The sequence below is a fragment of the Accumulibacter sp. genome (genome assembly GCF_029255125.1).
Lineage (GTDB): Bacteria > Pseudomonadota > Gammaproteobacteria > Burkholderiales > Rhodocyclaceae > Accumulibacter.
Genome location: NZ_JAPUVR010000048.1, coordinates 1 through 15,722, shown reverse-complemented (window position 1 = coordinate 15,722; position 15,722 = coordinate 1). Strand labels below are relative to the sequence as shown.

Here is a 15,722-nt window from a genome sequence, read left to right as displayed (position 1 = left end):
TCATGCGATCCGATCTTGCGCCGCTCCATTCGCGCCGTCGGCGCTTAGCGTCGCGCGTGCTGCCGGATGGATGCGTTTGAGCAACGTGCGCGCCATCTCGCTCAGCAGCGGCTGCAGGCGACGCGCAAGCGCCTCGCCGCTCAGCGTATCGCGCCCGGTGCACGCCGCGAGCAGCGCCGAGCGCTGGAGCAGGACGACCTCGTCGACCAGGGGCGGCCAGAACACCGGATACTCGGCTTCGCGCCATTCGCCGCGCCCGCGCCCGTAGTGCGCGACCGCCAGATAGCGCAGGAGCAGGCTGCCGGCCAGCGCGGTCAGGAAAGCGTCGTCCCAACGCAGGCTGGCGCCGAGGCGACCGCGTGCGACATTGACCCCGCGCGCCAGGCCGGCAGCACTCAGCGCGCCGAGTACGGCGCCGGTGAGCAGCCCGCCGCCCAAGGTCAGCCCGCCGGTCGCCAGGTCAGCGCCAAGGCCGCCCAGAGCACCGGAGACCGCGCCACCGAGCAGCGCCGCGGTGGACTCATTGACCGGCGCCTGGCGCTGCACCGTGCGCGCCAGACGCTCGCGCAGGTCGGCGCTCGCCTGGCCGGCGAGCTGATGGAGCGCGATCAGGCGATCGAGCGTCGTCAGCAGGTCGGCGTCGAGCCGCGCGCCGAGCGCCGCCAGCGCGCGCGTCTGCTCGTCGTCGCCGCTTGCCCGGCTCACCCCGATCGCTCGTCCGAGGTCGCGCAGAGCGCCTTTCAGCCGTCCCTCGCTGAGCGCTTCGCTGTCGCTGACCGCCCGCGCCAGACTGGCCGCGAGCACTGCCATCGCCTCGGCAAACTGCGCTTCACGACGCGCGCGCCAGGCGCTGGCCAGGCGCCCGACGGCCGCCTGGCGCTCGCCGCTCAGCACCTTGCCGACCTCCGCCAGGAGCAGTCCCTCCTGCACCCAGCAGCGGGTAAACGCATCCAGCGTCAACAGCGAGCGCACCAGGCTTCGCCCGGCCAGCGCCTGGCGCCAGCACTCCTCGTCGGCGGCCTCGTCGGCCGGCGGGCGCGGCGCGCCGGTCTGGTTGAGGAGGACGATCACCGGCCGCCCGATCCATTCCAGGATGTCCATTTCCGGGCTCAGGTAACCGGCCTCGGCCGGTACCTCGGCGGCATTGACCAGGTAGAGCACGACATCCGCCTGCTCGCGCACATTGCGTACCGCCAACTGCGACAGCCAGAAGGCGGGGTCGCGGAAGCGATCCCACACCTGACTGAGAAACCAGCCGATCGGATTGCCCTGCTGGCGCAGGCGCCGCGCCAGACGAGCGCTGTCGCCGAAACCAGGCGTGTCCCAGAGGAGCAGGGCGTCGCCGGCCGGCGTTTCGATCAGTGTGTGCGCGCTCGCCTCGCGCGTCACGTGCGGCGCGTCGCGCACCTCGCCGACCTCGCGCCCAAGCAGCGTCCGGGCGAGCGTCGTCTTGCCGGCGTTGGTGTGCGAGATCAGCGACAGCGCAATCGTCTCGCCACCGCTCATCGCAGCGCCTCCGGCAGTGCGTCGAGCGCGGCCTGCACGGCGCCCAGATCGGGTTGCGCGAGATCGACGAAGATCGGCGTCAACCCGAACTCGGCCAGCCCCGCCTGCCACGCGGCGCGGCGTTCGACCAGCCGCCGGTCGGCAGCGCCGAAACGTGCCCGCCACGCCGCCTCGTCGACCACGGCGAGCAAGGGCGCGCCCGCCAGGCACGCGCGCAGAGCGCCGAGGAAAGCCCCCTGCGCTTCGCGCTCGGGCGTCGCCGCCAGATTGAACAGCGCGCAAGCCGGCGTGCCGGGCGCGGGTCGGCTGGCCGCCGGCAAGACATCTTCGTCGCCGTAAGCGACCGGCGCCATGCACGCGAGCAGCGGGCGGCCGCCAAAAACGCGCGCCGCCACCTTGTGCAGACCATCGAGCGCCGCGGGCGACGGGTGATAGCTGTAAGGAATCACGCTCAAGCGCAGCGGGGCAGACTGATAGCCGCGCAGCAGCGCCTGGAAATACGGCGCTGAGAAATCGGCGACGAGCAGCCGCAGTTGCTGCCGCTCGCGCAGGAGCTTGAGCGCAGCGAGCAGCAAGCGCGGCACGACGACCACGGTAAACAGCGTCGCCGCGAGCAGGTGCAACCAGGGCGCCGCATTGACTCCAGCCGACCCCGAAGTAAAGCGTAGCGCCGCTAGCTCGGGCAGCGTCTGCCCGGTCAGCCACAAGCCTGGCGCAAACAGCCAGCCAAGCAGCGTGTGTACCGTTGTCGGCGAGAGAAAGGTGCTCTCCCAGCCGGCACGATACTCGAAGGCAATGCCGCGCAGGTAGAACCCGGCAATGACGCCGAGCGCGAAGAGCGCCGCTGCGCAGTGCAGCAGGCGGGCGGCGCGCGCGGCGTAGAGCGGAGCGGCGAGGCGACTCCAGTCGGCCAGCAGTCGGCTCAGCGTACTTTCGGTCAACACCCCGGCGCGCCGCGGCCAGCGCCAGACCACGCCGGCCGCCCCGGCGACCAGCAGACGACGCAGCAGGGCGCCCGCCGGCAACAGCGTCGCTGGCCGCGCCTCGCCCGGCGCGCCCGCCGATTCGTCCACACACTCCAGCGCGCTCAGCGGTGTTCGCCCGGTGGGCAGCCGGCGCTTGCGCAGGCGCAGCAGAAGACTGGCGAGCAGCCCGAGATAGACGAGCAGGTTCCACGCCAGCAGGCCGAGAACGGGTAGGGCAAGCAGGTTGATTCGCTGTTCGGAACCGATCCGTTCGATCGCCAGGCCGGCGGCCAGCGCGACCAGCAGCAGGCCACCGCCAATCGCCGGACGCCAGTGCAGACGTTCGACGGCGCGCACGAAAGCCGCCTCGCGACTGGCCAGGCGCTGCCACGCCAGGCGCGCACGCTGGGCGACGAAATCTGCCGGGCTGGCGCCTTCGCCGACCACTTCGGCGGCGGCGCGACTCGCCCACGCCCGGTCTTCGTCGGTCCACGTGCGGCGCTCGCGGTCGGCGGTCTCCACCGCACGAACGGCCAGGGTCAGCAAGGCTACGCGCTCGTCCATCGGCCAAGGATAGCAAATAAGCTTGAGCGCCGGCAGGGAGATTGGCCGATCAACGGCGAGCCGCCAGCGCGCCGCAAGAGCCCGGCAGAGCGCCGACGATGCGCGCACTTTGACCGGAATCAAGCGCGCTCGAGCACGGATGACTATACTGCTCGACTCACCGGACGAGGTTTGATGTCGTGCAACGCAAAGTCCCCCAGCTCGTTTGTCCTGCCGGTAGCTTGCCGGCCCTCAAGGCGGCCGTCGACCATGGCGCAGACGCGGTTTATCTCGGCTATCGCAACGATACCAATGCGCGCAACTTCGCCGGTCTGAATTTCGATGAGAAGGCGATGCGCGAAGGCATCCGCTACGCGCAATCGCGCCGGCGCGGCGTGCTGATGGCGATCAATACCTTTGCCCAGCCCGGACGTTTTGCCGACTGGCAGCGCGCCGTCGACGGAGCCGCCGAACTCGGCGTCGATGCGGTGATTCTGGCCGACATCGGTCTGCTCGCCTACGCGCGCCAGCGGCACCCCGAATTACGCCTGCATCTCTCGGTGCAGGGGTCGGCAACGAGCTATGAAGCGGTCAATTTCGTGCAGCGCGAATTCGGCGTGCAGCGCGCCGTCCTGCCGCGCGTGCTGACGCTGGCCCAGGTCGAAACGGTGATCCGCAATACATCGGTCGAAATCGAGGTGTTCGCCTTTGGCAGCCTGTGCGTGATGAACGAAGGCCGCTGCTGGCTCTCGTCGTACGCCACCGGGGAATCACCGAATACCGTCGGCGCGTGTTCGCCGGCCAAGTACGTGCAGTGGGAACGCTCGCCCGGGCAGATGGCGACACGCCTGAACGGCATCCTGATCGACCGCTTCGGCAACGACGAAGCGGCGGGCTATCCGACGCTGTGCAAAGGCCGATTCGAGGTCGGCGGCGAGGTCTATTACGCGCTCGAAGAGCCGACCAGCCTCAACGTGCTGGAAATTCTCCCGGCGATCGCCGACATCGGCGTCGCTGCGATCAAAGTCGAGGGTCGCCAGCGCAGCCCGATCTACGTCGCGCAGGTCACCCGCACCTTGCGTGCGGCGCTTGACGAACTGGCGCGCGATCGGCAGCACTTCAGCGTGAAGCCCGCCTGGCAGAGCGAGCTGGCGAAACTGTCCGAAGGCCATCAGGTCACCCTCGGCGCGTACAACCGGCCGTGGCGCTAGCCGGGGAAGAACGATGCGACTGGCGCTTGGACCCCTGCTCTTCTTCTGGCCGAAGGCCGAGGTTTTCGCTTTCTACGCCGAAATGGCGGCAAATCCAGCGGTCGATATCCTTGCCCTGGGCGAAGTCGTCTGCTCCCGCCGACAACAGATTCGCGTCGCCGACTGGCTGGCGCTGGCGCGCGATCTGAGCGCTGCCGGCAAGGAAGTCGTCGTTTCGGCGCAGGCTCTGCTCGAGTCGGAAAGCGATCTGCGCGCCTTGCGGCGAATCGCCGACGAAGTGTCCGACATCGCCAATTGCCGACTCGAAGCGAACGATCTGAGCGCGGTCGGCATCGCCGCCGGGCGGCCTTTCGTCGGCGGGCCGCATCTGAACATCTACAACGAGACGACGCTCGCCACCTTTGCCCGCTACGGCCTGCAACGCTGGGTGCCGCCGCTCGAGGGCGATCGCCGGCTGGTCGAGACGCTGCACCGGAGCCGGCCACCCGGCGTGGCGACCGAGGTCTTCGTCTTCGGCAAGCTGCCGCTGGCTTTTTCGGCGCGCTGTTTCACTGCGCGCCATTACGGTCTGAACAAGGACGACTGTCAGTTCAAGTGCCTCGATCATCCGGATGGGCTTACCGTGCGGACGCGCGAGGGCCAGCCGTTTCTGGCCCTCAACGGCATCCAGACGATGTCGGCGCAGACGCTCAATCTGCTCGGCGAAGTTCCCGAGATGCTGCGCATGGGAATCGAAGTCGTGCGCATCAGCCCACAGGCGCACGCGATGGACGAGATCATCGCCGCTTTCGACGCCGCTCGCCGCGGGCAAGCCGTCGATCCCGAGACGACGGCGTGGGCGGCAACGCCAACGGTAGACGGCTACTGGTTTGGCCAGGCCGGCATCGTCCGCCAGCACCCGGTGCCGAACGCAACACCGCAAGGAAATCCGCAATGAATCAGACTTTCACCATCCCACGCTTTCGCCTGCCCGGGCTGGTCGCTGCGCTTGGCGTCCATTTGCCGCAGTGGCCACATTCGCTCGCCCTGGCCAGCGCGCTCAACCTTGCCGCGCTCGCCGGCCTGCTGCCGAAGGAAAGCCTGGCGCAGATGGAAGGGCGCAGTTTCCTTGTCGAAGTGCTCGACGCCGGCGGGCAGGCGTGCTTCGCCTGCCGCGGCGGCCGCTTTCGTCCGCTGCTGACCGTTCCAGCGAAACCCGACCTCTCTTTCCGGGCCAATCTTTCGGCATTCCTGCAGTTGCTCGCGCGCCAGGAAGATCCCGACACGCTGTTTTTCAACCGCGAGCTGTCGATCGTCGGCGATACCGAGCTGGGGCTCTTGGTCAAGAACATGCTCGACGCGATCGACTGGCCACGCCTGCCGTTCCCCGGTCGCCAGGCGTAGCGCGCGTCGGCTTGCCCGCGCTCCAGGCGCGGAGCTTGCGGCGCCGATCGCGCCGGCCATTGCGCGCGCCGGCAAAACGGTGTCGCGTTGGCCGGAACAGCTAGGCAAGGTCACTGCAACCAACGATTTCTTCACCCCGTGAGCAAACGTACTCGGCCCGGAAGAAACGCTCCCGGTTCGTGAACAAACTGCCCCCGCGTCGCCGTTGAATCTTCCGCGGCCCCTCGACGACCATGCACCCCATGCCGAACCAGGGTGCGGACCGATCTTCCCGCCCCCACGGCCGGGCGATTGCCCCACTCGTCGAAGATCATGTTCCGGGAAGAGATCTGATGAAAGCTCAATTCACCAAAATCGTTCAGCGCCTGCGCGAAGCGCTGGACGGCGTCGCCACCACGGGCGCACCGCTCGCCGCCAGCAGTAGCGGCACGCCGCGGCAGCGCGCTGTCAGACTCATCGCCATCGGCGGACTGGCCGCCGCGGCTTATGCCCTCTACGCTCATCCGCCGATGCAGAGCATCGACCGCGGCGAGATCGGCGTGCGCCTCAACCAGTTCACCGGCGAGTCGGTCGAAGTCTCCGAAGGCGCGGTACTCGTCGTCCCGCGGCTGCACGAGCTGCGCCGCTTCTCGCTGCGTGACCAGCTCTATCGCCCGACCGACGGCATCAGCGCCAACGGATCGGCTCCCTTCCAGTCGGTGGAGGGCCTTTCCCTCGGGGTCGACGTCTCGGTGCGCTACGCGCTCGATCGGCAGCAGATCGCCGCAATCGCTCGTACCCTGCCCGAGGACCTCAGCAACCAGGTCGTCGATCCACTGGTCCGCGGCGTCCTCCACAAAACGCTGGCGCGCTATACCGTGCGCGAGGTTTTCTCGAGCAAGCGCCAGGAGATCGAACAAGTCATCGAGCAGGAACTGAAACCGCGCCTGGCCGCGAACGGGATCGTCCTCGACTCGGTGAGCATCGGCAAGGTCGACCTGCCCGCCGATTTCAAGGCCGGCATGGAGAGTCTGCTCGCCGAGGGACTGGCGACCGAGAAGATGCGCTACACGCTCGAACTCAAGGACAAGCAGGTCCGGGAAAGCGAGCTCGAAGCCGAGGCCGAGAAAGTTCGCCGAGAAAAGGCGGCCGAGGCGGCCGGCCAGGAACAGATCATCGCCGCCAAGGCGCAGGCCGAAGCGATGAAGCACATCCTGCCGTTCAAGCAGAAGCAGATCGAACAACGCGCGCTGGAAGCCGAAGCGGAGAAGACCGCGCGGATCAAGAACGCCGAAGCCGCAGCGCAGGCACGCCGGATCGAGGCGGCAGGCGAAGCCGATTCGCGCCAGAAACTGGCCGATGCCGACGCCTATCGGCAGGAGCGCCTCGGCAAGATCGCCAGCGAGCAACTCGCGCGCGATGGCGCGCTGATCTCGAAGAACCCCCTGCTGATCCAGAAGACGCTGGCCGATAAACTCTCCGACAAGATCTCGGTGATCATCGCGCCGCCGCCCAGCGACGGCGGCTTCATCGGCGCGACGCTGCTCGGCAGCAACTCGGCCAGCCGCGATCAGCCCAAGGCACTGCCGAGGAGCGATCCGGTCGCCGCCGAAGACTCCGCCGAGCAGGGACGCTGACATGCTCGCCACCGCTCTCACCGTCATCGCCATCGTCACCCAGGATCAGGCCGTGCTGCGCGCCGCACCGCGCGAGTCCGCCGCGCAGCATGCGCTCCTCTGGCAGGGCGACAGTCTCGAAATCCGGGGCAGCAAGGGCGACTATCTGCAGGTCTATGACCACCGCCGCGAGCGCGCGGGCTATCTGCGCGCAAGCCAGGTACGGCAGCAGGCATTGAAGCCGGAGAACGCTCCCGAGTTGCTCGCTGTCGTCCGCTTTCTGCGCGACACACCGGGAGCGGAAGCCTTGGGAATCAGCTACGCGGCGGCCTATCTCAAGGCAGCGCCGGCCGAGGCGATCGACGGCGAGGTGTTCGATGCCCTCGGCGCGTTTGCTGAGCGCCTCGCGCAGCGTGCGACGGCGCGCCAGGGCAAGGCCCCTGACAACACGCTTGGCGCACATCTCGAGGTTGCTGCCCACTATGGCGTCGACATGGTCAGCCTCGAGCGTGACGATCAGGTCCGCCTCTGCTACAACGGTGAGGCGTTTCGCCGGGTGCTGGCCTTGCGCGCGAGTGACGTGCAGAAAGCGCTGGCGGCGCTGGCGCTGACCCGGCACGACTGCGTCTCGCCGGAACTGACCCCGATCGAACGCTTCACGCTCGACAACTGGCGCGCTGAGGTGCTCGACCGGCTGAACAGCGCGCAGCTCCCGGAGGTGCTGAAGAACCGCCTGCACCTGCGCCGGGCTGGCGTCTGGGCGAGCCTTGCCTGGCAGCGCGCGCGGCGGCCGGAATTCGGCCCTGCCGCCGTTGCGCAGGCCGCCACCCGCGCACTGAGCGAATTGGCTGCGATCAACAAGAGCGAACTGGCGGAAAGCGATGCCGCGGCCTACAGTGACGCGGCGCTGCGCGTCGGTGCTTCGCGCTGGGCCGCCGAACCGGGTGTCCCCGTCGCTCCGCTCAAGGCAGCCGGCGGGCTGGCCATCGCCACGCGCTCCGGACAACCCGGCGAAACGTGCATCGACCTCGTCCAGACCGGGAACGGCGCGCAACCCCCGCTCTTCACCCGCTGCACCTATGGAACGGTGTGGCCGGCTTCGGCCGCCGTGCATCCACAGGGAAGCGCGGTGACCGTCGCCGTGCAGCCGCTCGACACCTGGCGTGAGCTCTGGGTGTTCCGGCATGGCGCTGCCGGGTGGACGGTCGATGTCATCCCGCCGGCGAATGACCAGCCGAATCTCGGCTATCTCGAGTTCGCCGGCTGGGTGCCCGGATCGTCACAGATGCTCGCGGCGCGCGAGACGAAGCTGAACGGCCGCTACAAGACAAGCTTCGAGCTGATCAACCTCTCTACACTTGCCGTCGAGCGCTCGGCTGACCGGCCGGCTTCGCTCAGCGCCTTCTATCGCTGGCAGAGTCCGCTCTGGAAGGCGCAGACGGTGAGTCTGCGCTGAATGGCCGTGCATGGCGAGCGGACGACGGCGCGGGGAATCCGGATCGCTTGCGGCAGGCAATTGCGCGTTGGCTGCGCACTGCCTGGTCGTCCGCCAAGCTCCGTCCGGAGACGCGCTACTCGAAGGCGAGCCGCCATAGCCGGGCTTGGTGGCTTGGCCTTCCCGCCACACGTCACATTCGGCCCGCTCCGCTGCGCACCCGTTGCAGCGTCAGGACGAAACTCACGCCATCCTCGGCGTTGCTGGCCACAATCGTGCCGCCCATCTTGGCCATGTAGGTCTTGGCGACGAAAAGGCCTTGGCCGCGGTTGCCATTGGCGCCGGAGTCGATCTGGTCGGACACCCCGTACTCGAAGATCCGTTCCAGGAGTTCGTCGGGAATCGGCTTGCCGACGTTGTGGATGGATACCGTGGCGGCAGTGTCGCTCGTCTGCAGCGTCATCGTGATCGGCGTGCCTGGCCGCCGGCAGCGCTCGGCGTTCTTCAGCACGTGCGTGAATACGTCCTCGAGGGCGTATTCGTCGGCGCGCACGAGAACCGGACCCTCCGCCGGGCAGTAGCTCAGATCGGCAAAGCCCGCATTATCCGCGACATGCTGGAGAAACTCGGCGAGGTCGACCGACAGCACCTCGATCGACGAAGACTGGAAGGCCTCGCTCGGGCTGGCGCCGCCGTAGAGGATGCGCGCGGCCTGCTGCATTCGGCTGATGTAGCGGTGACTCGGGTCGTCCGGGTCGCCATGCAGGACCAACAGCGATTGCAGCGGCGACATGATCTCGTGCCCGACGGCGTGCCACTGGTCCTTCTCCTGCTCGGCCCGAATGCGCTCGCGCTCGGCGTCCTCCTTCGCCCGCCGCAGCAGCTCATTCAGGCAATTGGCCAGGATCCCGAGCTCGTCGCTGCCGCGCAGGTCGGCCAAGTCGAAACGTTCCAGCCCGCCGGTCGTCTGGACGCTGCGCGAGAGGTCGCTGGCGCGCCGGGTGAGGCGGGTAATGCGGCGGATGATTCCCGCTTCGATCACCAGCCAGGCGACGGCGATCGCCAGCAGCATGGCGCCGACGAACCACGAAACGCGTGTGGCGACGGCGCTGAGCGTCCGGTTCACGCTGCGCGCATCGCCGCGGAGGACGATCTGGTAGCTGCCCAAGGGTGTTGCGACCTCGTCGACCAGCTCGACCGGAGCATTGTAGGTGTCGACCGGCAGCTTGCGGATCAGGCGCGTGAGCAGCGGCGAGAACGCTTCGAGTGCGTCGTCCTGGCCCCTCAGATGGGCGACCTCGATATCCTTGCCAGCGACGCCCTTGCGCACGCTCAACGTCTCGCCGGGCAACAGCAGGCTGGTCAGGTCGTTGAGCGAGAATGGCGGCAGCGCTCCGTCCTCGTTGCTGTCGAACAGCGCCGGCGCATCGCCGGGCGGCAGTACCTCGAGGCGAACCCGAAACTGATCGAGATCGGGCGGCGGCCAAGGCGGCCTCTTCCCGTGCAACAGCGCCTGGCTGAGGACTTCGATCGGCAACCGTAGCGAGAAAAACGACTTCCGCTGGCAATTGGCCACCTCATCCTGCGCGTCCAGACACACGCCGCTCTGCCAGACCCAGCCGCGGAATTCCTTCACCGGCTTCTGCCCGGAATAATCCCGCTCGTCGACTTCGACGTATCCGGTGAACCGCCCGCGAACGCCCTCGTTCGGCGGCCGGCTGTGGGCGGCAAGCGGTTCAAAGGGAGCGAGCCAGCGGTAGGTTTCGCCGCGCAGGGCGACGCTGACGCGCAGGCGGTGCGCGCCATCGAGCAGCTCGTCACCAATGCGGTGCGCTACCAACGGCGCGCTGGCGAAGGTGCCTGCGGCGTAGATGAAGCCGCCCGCCCATGGGTTGTTGCCGATGGCCACGCAGAGGCTGCCGTAGTTGCGGTACTGGACCAGGCAGCCGGCCATTTCGACCGCATGACGAACCTTGTTCTGATCGTCGAAGTCGATGCCCGAAAAGGGCAGGACGACCGGACGTACAGCGTTGGCCGGCGCCGCGCTGCGCGGTGGATTGAGCAGCGCGAGCTGCCCGGCCGGGTGGCGCAGGCGAGCGGCGATCTGTTCCTTGGTCTTGGCGAAGCTCGCCTGGTAGGTATCGTAGCTGCGCTGCTTTTCCTCCTGCAGGACAGTGACCGCCATCGTCAGAACGGCCAGCGCAAGCAACAGGAACGCGCCGCGAAAGAGGATGCGCAGACGGAACGACGCCAACCAGGCGAGCCCCGCGCTCATCGGCGGGCAGCGTCGGCCAGCGGGTCGGACCAACGAAAACCACGCATCGGGATGTTCTCGATGCGGTCGAAGTCTTCATCGAACTCGCGGAAGGCCTCGCGGATCGCGCTGATGTGTTTGCGCACGTTGTCCCGGTTGCGACCACTCTTCACGACCTGGAAGAACTCCTCGTAGGAAACCACCTGGCCACGCTTCTCGTAGAGCGTGGCGAGAATCCGCTGCGCCGTCAGCGGCAGGTTGACCCGCTTGCCGCGCCACAGCGGAGCCGCCTGGCGGAGCGGGTCGAGCGACAGCTCATCGCTGCAAGCGGCGTTCGTCTTGCCGTGCTCGCGGTCGTGCGCGGTGCGCAGAATCTCGAGGAAAGTGTCGACGAAATCGGACTCGGAGAAAGTCGTCTTCTGCAGGTAGTCCCAGGCATCGAGCGCCTTCATGATGCTGCGGTAGATCGTCGCCGGCATGGCCGAGACGACCAGCACCGGCGTCCCACGCCCGCCTTTGTTGATCGCGTTGATGATCGCCACGCCAGCATGGCGCTCGCGCCCCAACTCGATATCGAGCACGACCAGGTCGTAGTTCTCGCGGGCGATCGCGGCTTCGGCTTCGTCACGGGTAAACCACTGCTCGACCCGAATGCCCGGCCTGGCTGCGAGAATCCACTCAGCGAGCTGGTTGCTGGTGGGCCGGTCGTCTTCGATGACAGCGACTTTGAGCATCGCTCGCGCTCCGTAGGGGATTTGCTCAAGTATCTCCGATTTCTCCGGAAGAAGCATTCCCGCCGCGTGAGTGTTTGTTCACGGCGTGGGAGAGGCGCCAAAGCACCGGAAGAGAGACTGCCGCAGCGTTGCCGGTCGGCTCTGCGCTTCGGGTCGAAATCTGTGTCGAGCGACACGCACGAGAGGGATGCTCGAACGGGCATCAAGGCTTGCCAGCGAGTAGCCGGGCGCGCTGCGCCAGGCCAGCTCACTTGCGCAGCCAGCACATCGAGTGCGCCTTCCCGCCCATTTTGCAGGCGCGGCGCGCGCGAGGCGGCGATCACACGCCGGCAGTGACCGAATTGGAAAACCGCATCCGCCTTGCGCGCAGACGAGCGTCGTTGCCAGAGGACGTAAGGCTGTCCGCCTTCAGATCATTGCTCATCGACCGGCTGGTCGGCGGGAACAAACGGAATCAGGCCCTTGGCAAAGGCCATCCTCTGCAATTCGACAGAAGCGCGTCGAATGTCTACCAGGATTCCGTTCACCCGCAGCATCCAGACCATCGGATTCCGCATGAGTTGGCTAGGCAAGGTCCACGCCGGCGCCATCGGATCCATGCCGAGGAGGTCCCGGATCTCCTTGGACTTGTTCTGCCCAGTACTCTCGGCGACGCCGAAGAACTCGTAGATCACGCGCGGCTTGCAGTGCGGTGTGCGGGAAGAGTCGTCGAGGAAGTTGACCCGTCCCACCGCGTGCACGGCGCCTGCGGCCCAGACCCTTTCGGTCCCGCGCAACAGTGGTGATGGGCGCTTTCTGGCCAGCGCGCCGACCACCTGGCGGATCATTTCACGGTACTCCTCGTTCAGCTTTTCAGCGCAGAAGTCATCGGTCAGGGCGGTGATGGCGGCGAACTTCTCGGCCATGGCATTGGGGATTCGTTGCGACAAGGATCTGACCTCCATAGTTAAGAGCGGGATTCGTATTCTCGCAAAGCTTTCGCCAACGCGCTCGGCTGATGTTCGATCGCAGCCACCGACTCAACTTCTTCCAACACCACTCCGTTAATCAATTCAGGACCTTCTGCTCCACGGAGGAAAAAATGATCCACGCGTGCACCAAGCATACTGACCTTGACGAACTGATCGGCAGCCAATGCTGGGACGGTCAGGACCTGTCTTTCCATTACGGCCCGCTGGTTCGGGCGATGAAGGCCGGCGAAGAACTGGTCCTGGAGAACAGTGCCGCGTTGTCGGCCTGCATGCTCGCCAAGGTTCGCCTGCTGCTCGACGCGATGATCCTCGAAGACACCTCGGAAGAGATCTGCCCGCACGACGGCTTTCGGCTGACGCTCGGCTGAGCCGGGGCCAAGGCTCGCACCGTCGATCGCCGTCCATGTTTCGTCGTGCCAGAGCGAGGAATTCACTCCCCTCTGAAGCGCCCGCGCCGGCGTGGCCCGGCGACGGAAGATGGAGCAGGGCTACACCGTCGCCGGAGCCGAGTGCCACACGACTGTCGGCGCCTCGCGCCAAGGCTTGGCACTCACGGTTGCCGACAGCGCGGTGCCTGCGCCGCTGCAACCCGCCGAGCTTGGACCTCGAACCGGTTGTCCTGGTACGGCCGCCGACCCAGAAGCAGTTGGAGCAAGCTCTCGGCCGGATAGGCGAGGAGGAGCAGCGGTCCCCAGCGTTCGTACTGGGCGACATGCGCTCTCTCGTGAGCACGTAGACGGACATGCTCTTCCTTGCTCACCGCGACCACGACATGGCCCAATGTGATCGCCGTGAATGGCAGTGAATGTCTGTGCGAGTTCGCCGTCCCGTGGCGACCGATCAAGCTGACTTCGAGTACACCGGCGTGCCAGGCGCAACGGGCGCCGAGCGGCGCGCCGACCAGAGCGACCGTGGCGCCAACCGTTGAGGCAGGTGCAGCCCAAAGGTACCTGAGAAGCTTGACGAGTGCCACGGTGCTTGCGCGTGACGCCTGACTCCGCCCCGCGCGGGGGAGCGACGGCGGGCTGAGCGAAGCAGAGGACACCGGCGCGGCTCCATTTACATCCCCTGCGGGGGCGTCGACGGACTTCAATGGTGCTGATTCGTGATGAACGAGTACACGCCCTGGACCACCTTGGCCATTCGTGCGTAGTCGAGTCGCTCGAAGGTGTCGCCAGCCCTGTGGTACTCGGCGTTTCGGTAGAACGCGGTGTCTGTGACCATCACCGCGGGGATGCCTTCAGCCCAGTAGCTGCGGTGATCTGAAAAGTCGATCCCCGCTATCGCGGATACCGCATTTATCGAGCGAACCGGCAGGTCCGAGGCACCCAACATTGCCGCCTTGAGGCTTCGCGTGGGCGACCAATCTTGAGGACGAGCGACGATCGATATGAAATCGCCCCTGGTTGAATACAGCGCCCCCATACCGGGCAGAGGAAAGGTTTGGCTGTCGGGGGCGTCCGTGAAGTAGCCGATCATCTCGAGCGAAATCATCAGCGCGACGTTTCGCTGCGCGGCCTTGAGCGACTTGGCGTGCCAAGCGCTGCCCATGTGCTCCGTGCGAAAGTGCGGAGGTTCCTCGAGCGTATAGGCCACCAGTTCGACCGGCTGCTGAAGCTGAACTTTCGAGAGCAGAAATGCCAATTCGACAAGTCCGGCAACCCCGCTGGCGTTGTCATCGGCCCCGGGAGTGTGCGTATCGCGACTGTACGGCTCTCGGTTTCTTGAGCTCGCCGAAAGATGCGCGTGCGAGTCGTAGTGCGCGCCGACAACGATCAGCGAACCTTGACTCGGACCGAAGCGAGCAATCACGTTGAAGAAGCGTTCGCCTTCAACGATAACGTCCTGAAGTTCGACAGTTGCTCCGGCGGCAACGAACGCGTCCCGGATGTACATCCCGGCAGCCGTCAATTTCGTGGCTTGATCAACGCTGCGCGGATAAAGCCCGACCGAGAGGTGCCGTACGATCTCTTGCAATCGAACTTGATCGACCACCGGTGGTTTGGACGGGATAGGCGAAACGAAAGGCTGAACGGAAACCAGCCACGCGCCAAATAAAATGGCGCCAAGGATTGCGAGGAAGGCGAAGCGACGAGTCACGGAGAAATGGAGTTGATTGATGCCTGACGAATAGGCTTGGATCGCGCCAAGCCGCGACCTGAATCGCTTGTCGGCCGAGCTCGGTGGCTGGGCCAAGTGGGTGCATGCCGAGAAAAAAGCTTCGAGCGGACATCCAGGAAGATGAGAACGCCGGCCAAGAAAAAAACGCTAGAGCAATGCCTTGCTGACAATGGCGCAGCGTGTCCACGCTCGCAGCGACCATTAGCGCGCTGATTATACGCGCAAAGAACGGGACTTGTTCGGTCCAGCGCTGTCAAGCGGTTGGGAAACAGGCTTACCAGGAAGAGAGGGTCACGGTCAGGAAACGCGGTCAGCCACGATTGCCATTGCCTCTTGGTCTACCGCCGCTCTTTGAGGCAACTCGTCGAGTGGCGCGCTTTTCGATCTGCTCCCTGAACCGCTCGTCACCCGGCTGGTCCTTACCCCAATGCTGTTGAATTAGGCCAAATCCCGGCATAATCCACTTTAGGCCATTGATGCAAAAGAGTATTTTTACATTGAGACCATGATAATGACACGGAAACGGTCTGCAAAATACATGCCAGCTATCGTCTGTTTTTGATGCGTTTCTTCAGCTGATTCCGGATCGCCTCTCTTTAAGAGGGCTTTCTCTTTCTACGAGGGCTTTCTCTTTCCCCGAAGGCCTTTGTTCGGCAGAGCAAACTGACGCTTTCGGCGGTCTTCGTCTTGCTGCTTTCACTGACGGGCAGTGGGAAAGGCCAGGGGGTTGATGGCCAAGCCGGCGCGTTCTTTCGTCATGCCCGACGGAGTGGTCTGTGGCCGGAAGCGGAAGCCGTCCATCGCAGTACCGTGACCAAAGCGCGTGCCAAGCTTCCCTGGACGGCCTTTGAGCAAGTGCATCACGATGCCGTAGGGCTCGCCTATGCGCTTTGGCCGGCGTCCGCGGATGCGACCTGGCAGGGACTGTCGGTCTTTGCCATTGATGGCTCCAAGTATGACCTGCCGGCCTCGCCCGCGTTACGCGAAGCCTTCGACCCGAAGAG

13 protein-coding genes and 1 pseudogene are annotated in these 15,722 nt (G+C 66.0%); 7 read left to right on the top strand and 7 right to left on the bottom strand.

Translation table 11 applies throughout. The features are described from left to right. Positions 1-1,506, bottom strand: a complete 1,506-nt coding sequence (locus tag Q1L59_RS02420; RefSeq protein ID WP_300327700.1) for a GTPase domain-containing protein — start codon at positions 1,504-1,506, stop codon at positions 1-3. Beyond that, positions 1,503-3,035, bottom strand: coding sequence for a DUF2868 domain-containing protein (locus tag Q1L59_RS02415; protein ID WP_300327699.1), 1,533 nt, complete (start codon positions 3,033-3,035; stop codon positions 1,503-1,505). The genes Q1L59_RS02420 and Q1L59_RS02415 overlap by 4 nt, the downstream gene beginning before the upstream one ends. A 179-nt stretch (positions 3,036-3,214) precedes the next feature. On the opposite strand from Q1L59_RS02415, the gene Q1L59_RS02410 reads away from it, so the two are divergent. From Q1L59_RS02410 to Q1L59_RS02390, 5 genes are all read left to right on the top strand, one after another. Continuing rightward, positions 3,215-4,225, top strand: coding sequence for a peptidase U32 family protein (locus Q1L59_RS02410; protein WP_300327698.1), 1,011 nt, complete (start codon positions 3,215-3,217; stop codon positions 4,223-4,225). A 13-nt stretch (positions 4,226-4,238) separates the two neighbouring features. Then, on the top strand, positions 4,239-5,162 hold the full coding sequence (locus Q1L59_RS02405; protein ID WP_300327697.1) for a U32 family peptidase: 924 nt from the start codon (positions 4,239-4,241) through the stop codon (positions 5,160-5,162). Then, the gene (locus Q1L59_RS02400; protein ID WP_300327696.1) at positions 5,159-5,608 is read left to right on the top strand and encodes an SCP2 sterol-binding domain-containing protein; all 450 of its coding nucleotides are present in this window, start codon (positions 5,159-5,161) and stop codon (positions 5,606-5,608) included. The genes Q1L59_RS02405 and Q1L59_RS02400 overlap by 4 nt, the downstream gene beginning before the upstream one ends. Positions 5,609-5,940: 332 nt before the next feature. Next, positions 5,941-7,224, top strand: coding sequence for an SPFH domain-containing protein (locus Q1L59_RS02395; protein ID WP_300327695.1), 1,284 nt, complete (start codon positions 5,941-5,943; stop codon positions 7,222-7,224). A gap of 1 nt (position 7,225) precedes the next feature. Continuing rightward, positions 7,226-8,659, top strand: coding sequence for a hypothetical protein (locus tag Q1L59_RS02390; protein WP_300327694.1), 1,434 nt, complete (start codon positions 7,226-7,228; stop codon positions 8,657-8,659). 172 nt (positions 8,660-8,831) lie between these two features. Here the strand turns inward: Q1L59_RS02390 and Q1L59_RS02385 are convergent, their stop codons facing one another. From Q1L59_RS02385 to Q1L59_RS02375, 3 genes are all read right to left on the bottom strand, one after another. Continuing rightward, on the bottom strand, positions 8,832-10,913 hold the full coding sequence (locus Q1L59_RS02385) for a HAMP domain-containing sensor histidine kinase (protein WP_300327693.1): 2,082 nt from the start codon (positions 10,911-10,913) through the stop codon (positions 8,832-8,834). Further along, the gene (locus Q1L59_RS02380) at positions 10,910-11,626 is read right to left on the bottom strand and encodes a response regulator (protein ID WP_300327692.1); all 717 of its coding nucleotides are present in this window, start codon (positions 11,624-11,626) and stop codon (positions 10,910-10,912) included. Before Q1L59_RS02380 ends, Q1L59_RS02385 begins: the two co-directional genes overlap by 4 nt. Before the next feature lie 413 nt (positions 11,627-12,039). Then, a complete protein-coding gene (locus Q1L59_RS02375; protein WP_300327691.1) occupies positions 12,040-12,531 on the bottom strand; it encodes a DUF6398 domain-containing protein in 492 nt (163 codons plus the stop codon). A 176-nt stretch (positions 12,532-12,707) separates the two neighbouring features. On the opposite strand from Q1L59_RS02375, the gene Q1L59_RS02370 reads away from it, so the two are divergent. Next, complete coding sequence (locus tag Q1L59_RS02370) at positions 12,708-12,965, top strand: hypothetical protein (RefSeq protein ID WP_300327690.1); 258 nt, start codon at positions 12,708-12,710, stop codon at positions 12,963-12,965. A gap of 182 nt (positions 12,966-13,147) precedes the next feature. On the opposite strand, the gene Q1L59_RS02365 is transcribed toward Q1L59_RS02370, so the two are convergent. Together Q1L59_RS02365 and Q1L59_RS02360 are read right to left on the bottom strand one after the other, a co-directional pair. Then, a complete protein-coding gene (locus Q1L59_RS02365; RefSeq protein ID WP_300327689.1) occupies positions 13,148-13,570 on the bottom strand; it encodes a hypothetical protein in 423 nt (140 codons plus the stop codon). Between the two features lie 116 nt (positions 13,571-13,686). After that, the gene (locus Q1L59_RS02360) at positions 13,687-14,670 is read right to left on the bottom strand and encodes a M28 family peptidase (protein ID WP_300327712.1); all 984 of its coding nucleotides are present in this window, start codon (positions 14,668-14,670) and stop codon (positions 13,687-13,689) included. Between the two features lie 735 nt (positions 14,671-15,405). Here Q1L59_RS02360 and Q1L59_RS02355 point away from each other — a divergent pair. Then, positions 15,406-15,722, top strand: a pseudogene (locus tag Q1L59_RS02355) (IS4/IS5 family transposase); the annotation flags it as partial.

Coding starts and splice junctions, on each gene's coding strand:
- Q1L59_RS02385 (WP_300327693.1), bottom strand. CDS start 10,913: ATGAGCGCGGGGCTCGCCTGGTTGGCGTCGTTCCGTCTGCGCATCCTC.
- Q1L59_RS02415 (WP_300327699.1), bottom strand. CDS start 3,035: ATGGACGAGCGCGTAGCCTTGCTGACCCTGGCCGTTCGTGCGGTGGAG.
- Q1L59_RS02390 (WP_300327694.1), top strand. CDS start 7,226: ATGCTCGCCACCGCTCTCACCGTCATCGCCATCGTCACCCAGGATCAG.
- Q1L59_RS02375 (WP_300327691.1), bottom strand. CDS start 12,531: ATGGCCGAGAAGTTCGCCGCCATCACCGCCCTGACCGATGACTTCTGC.
- Q1L59_RS02370 (WP_300327690.1), top strand. CDS start 12,708: ATGATCCACGCGTGCACCAAGCATACTGACCTTGACGAACTGATCGGC.
- Q1L59_RS02405 (WP_300327697.1), top strand. CDS start 4,239: ATGCGACTGGCGCTTGGACCCCTGCTCTTCTTCTGGCCGAAGGCCGAG.
- Q1L59_RS02380 (WP_300327692.1), bottom strand. CDS start 11,626: ATGCTCAAAGTCGCTGTCATCGAAGACGACCGGCCCACCAGCAACCAG.
- Q1L59_RS02420 (WP_300327700.1), bottom strand. CDS start 1,506: ATGAGCGGTGGCGAGACGATTGCGCTGTCGCTGATCTCGCACACCAAC.
- Q1L59_RS02395 (WP_300327695.1), top strand. CDS start 5,941: ATGAAAGCTCAATTCACCAAAATCGTTCAGCGCCTGCGCGAAGCGCTG.
- Q1L59_RS02400 (WP_300327696.1), top strand. CDS start 5,159: ATGAATCAGACTTTCACCATCCCACGCTTTCGCCTGCCCGGGCTGGTC.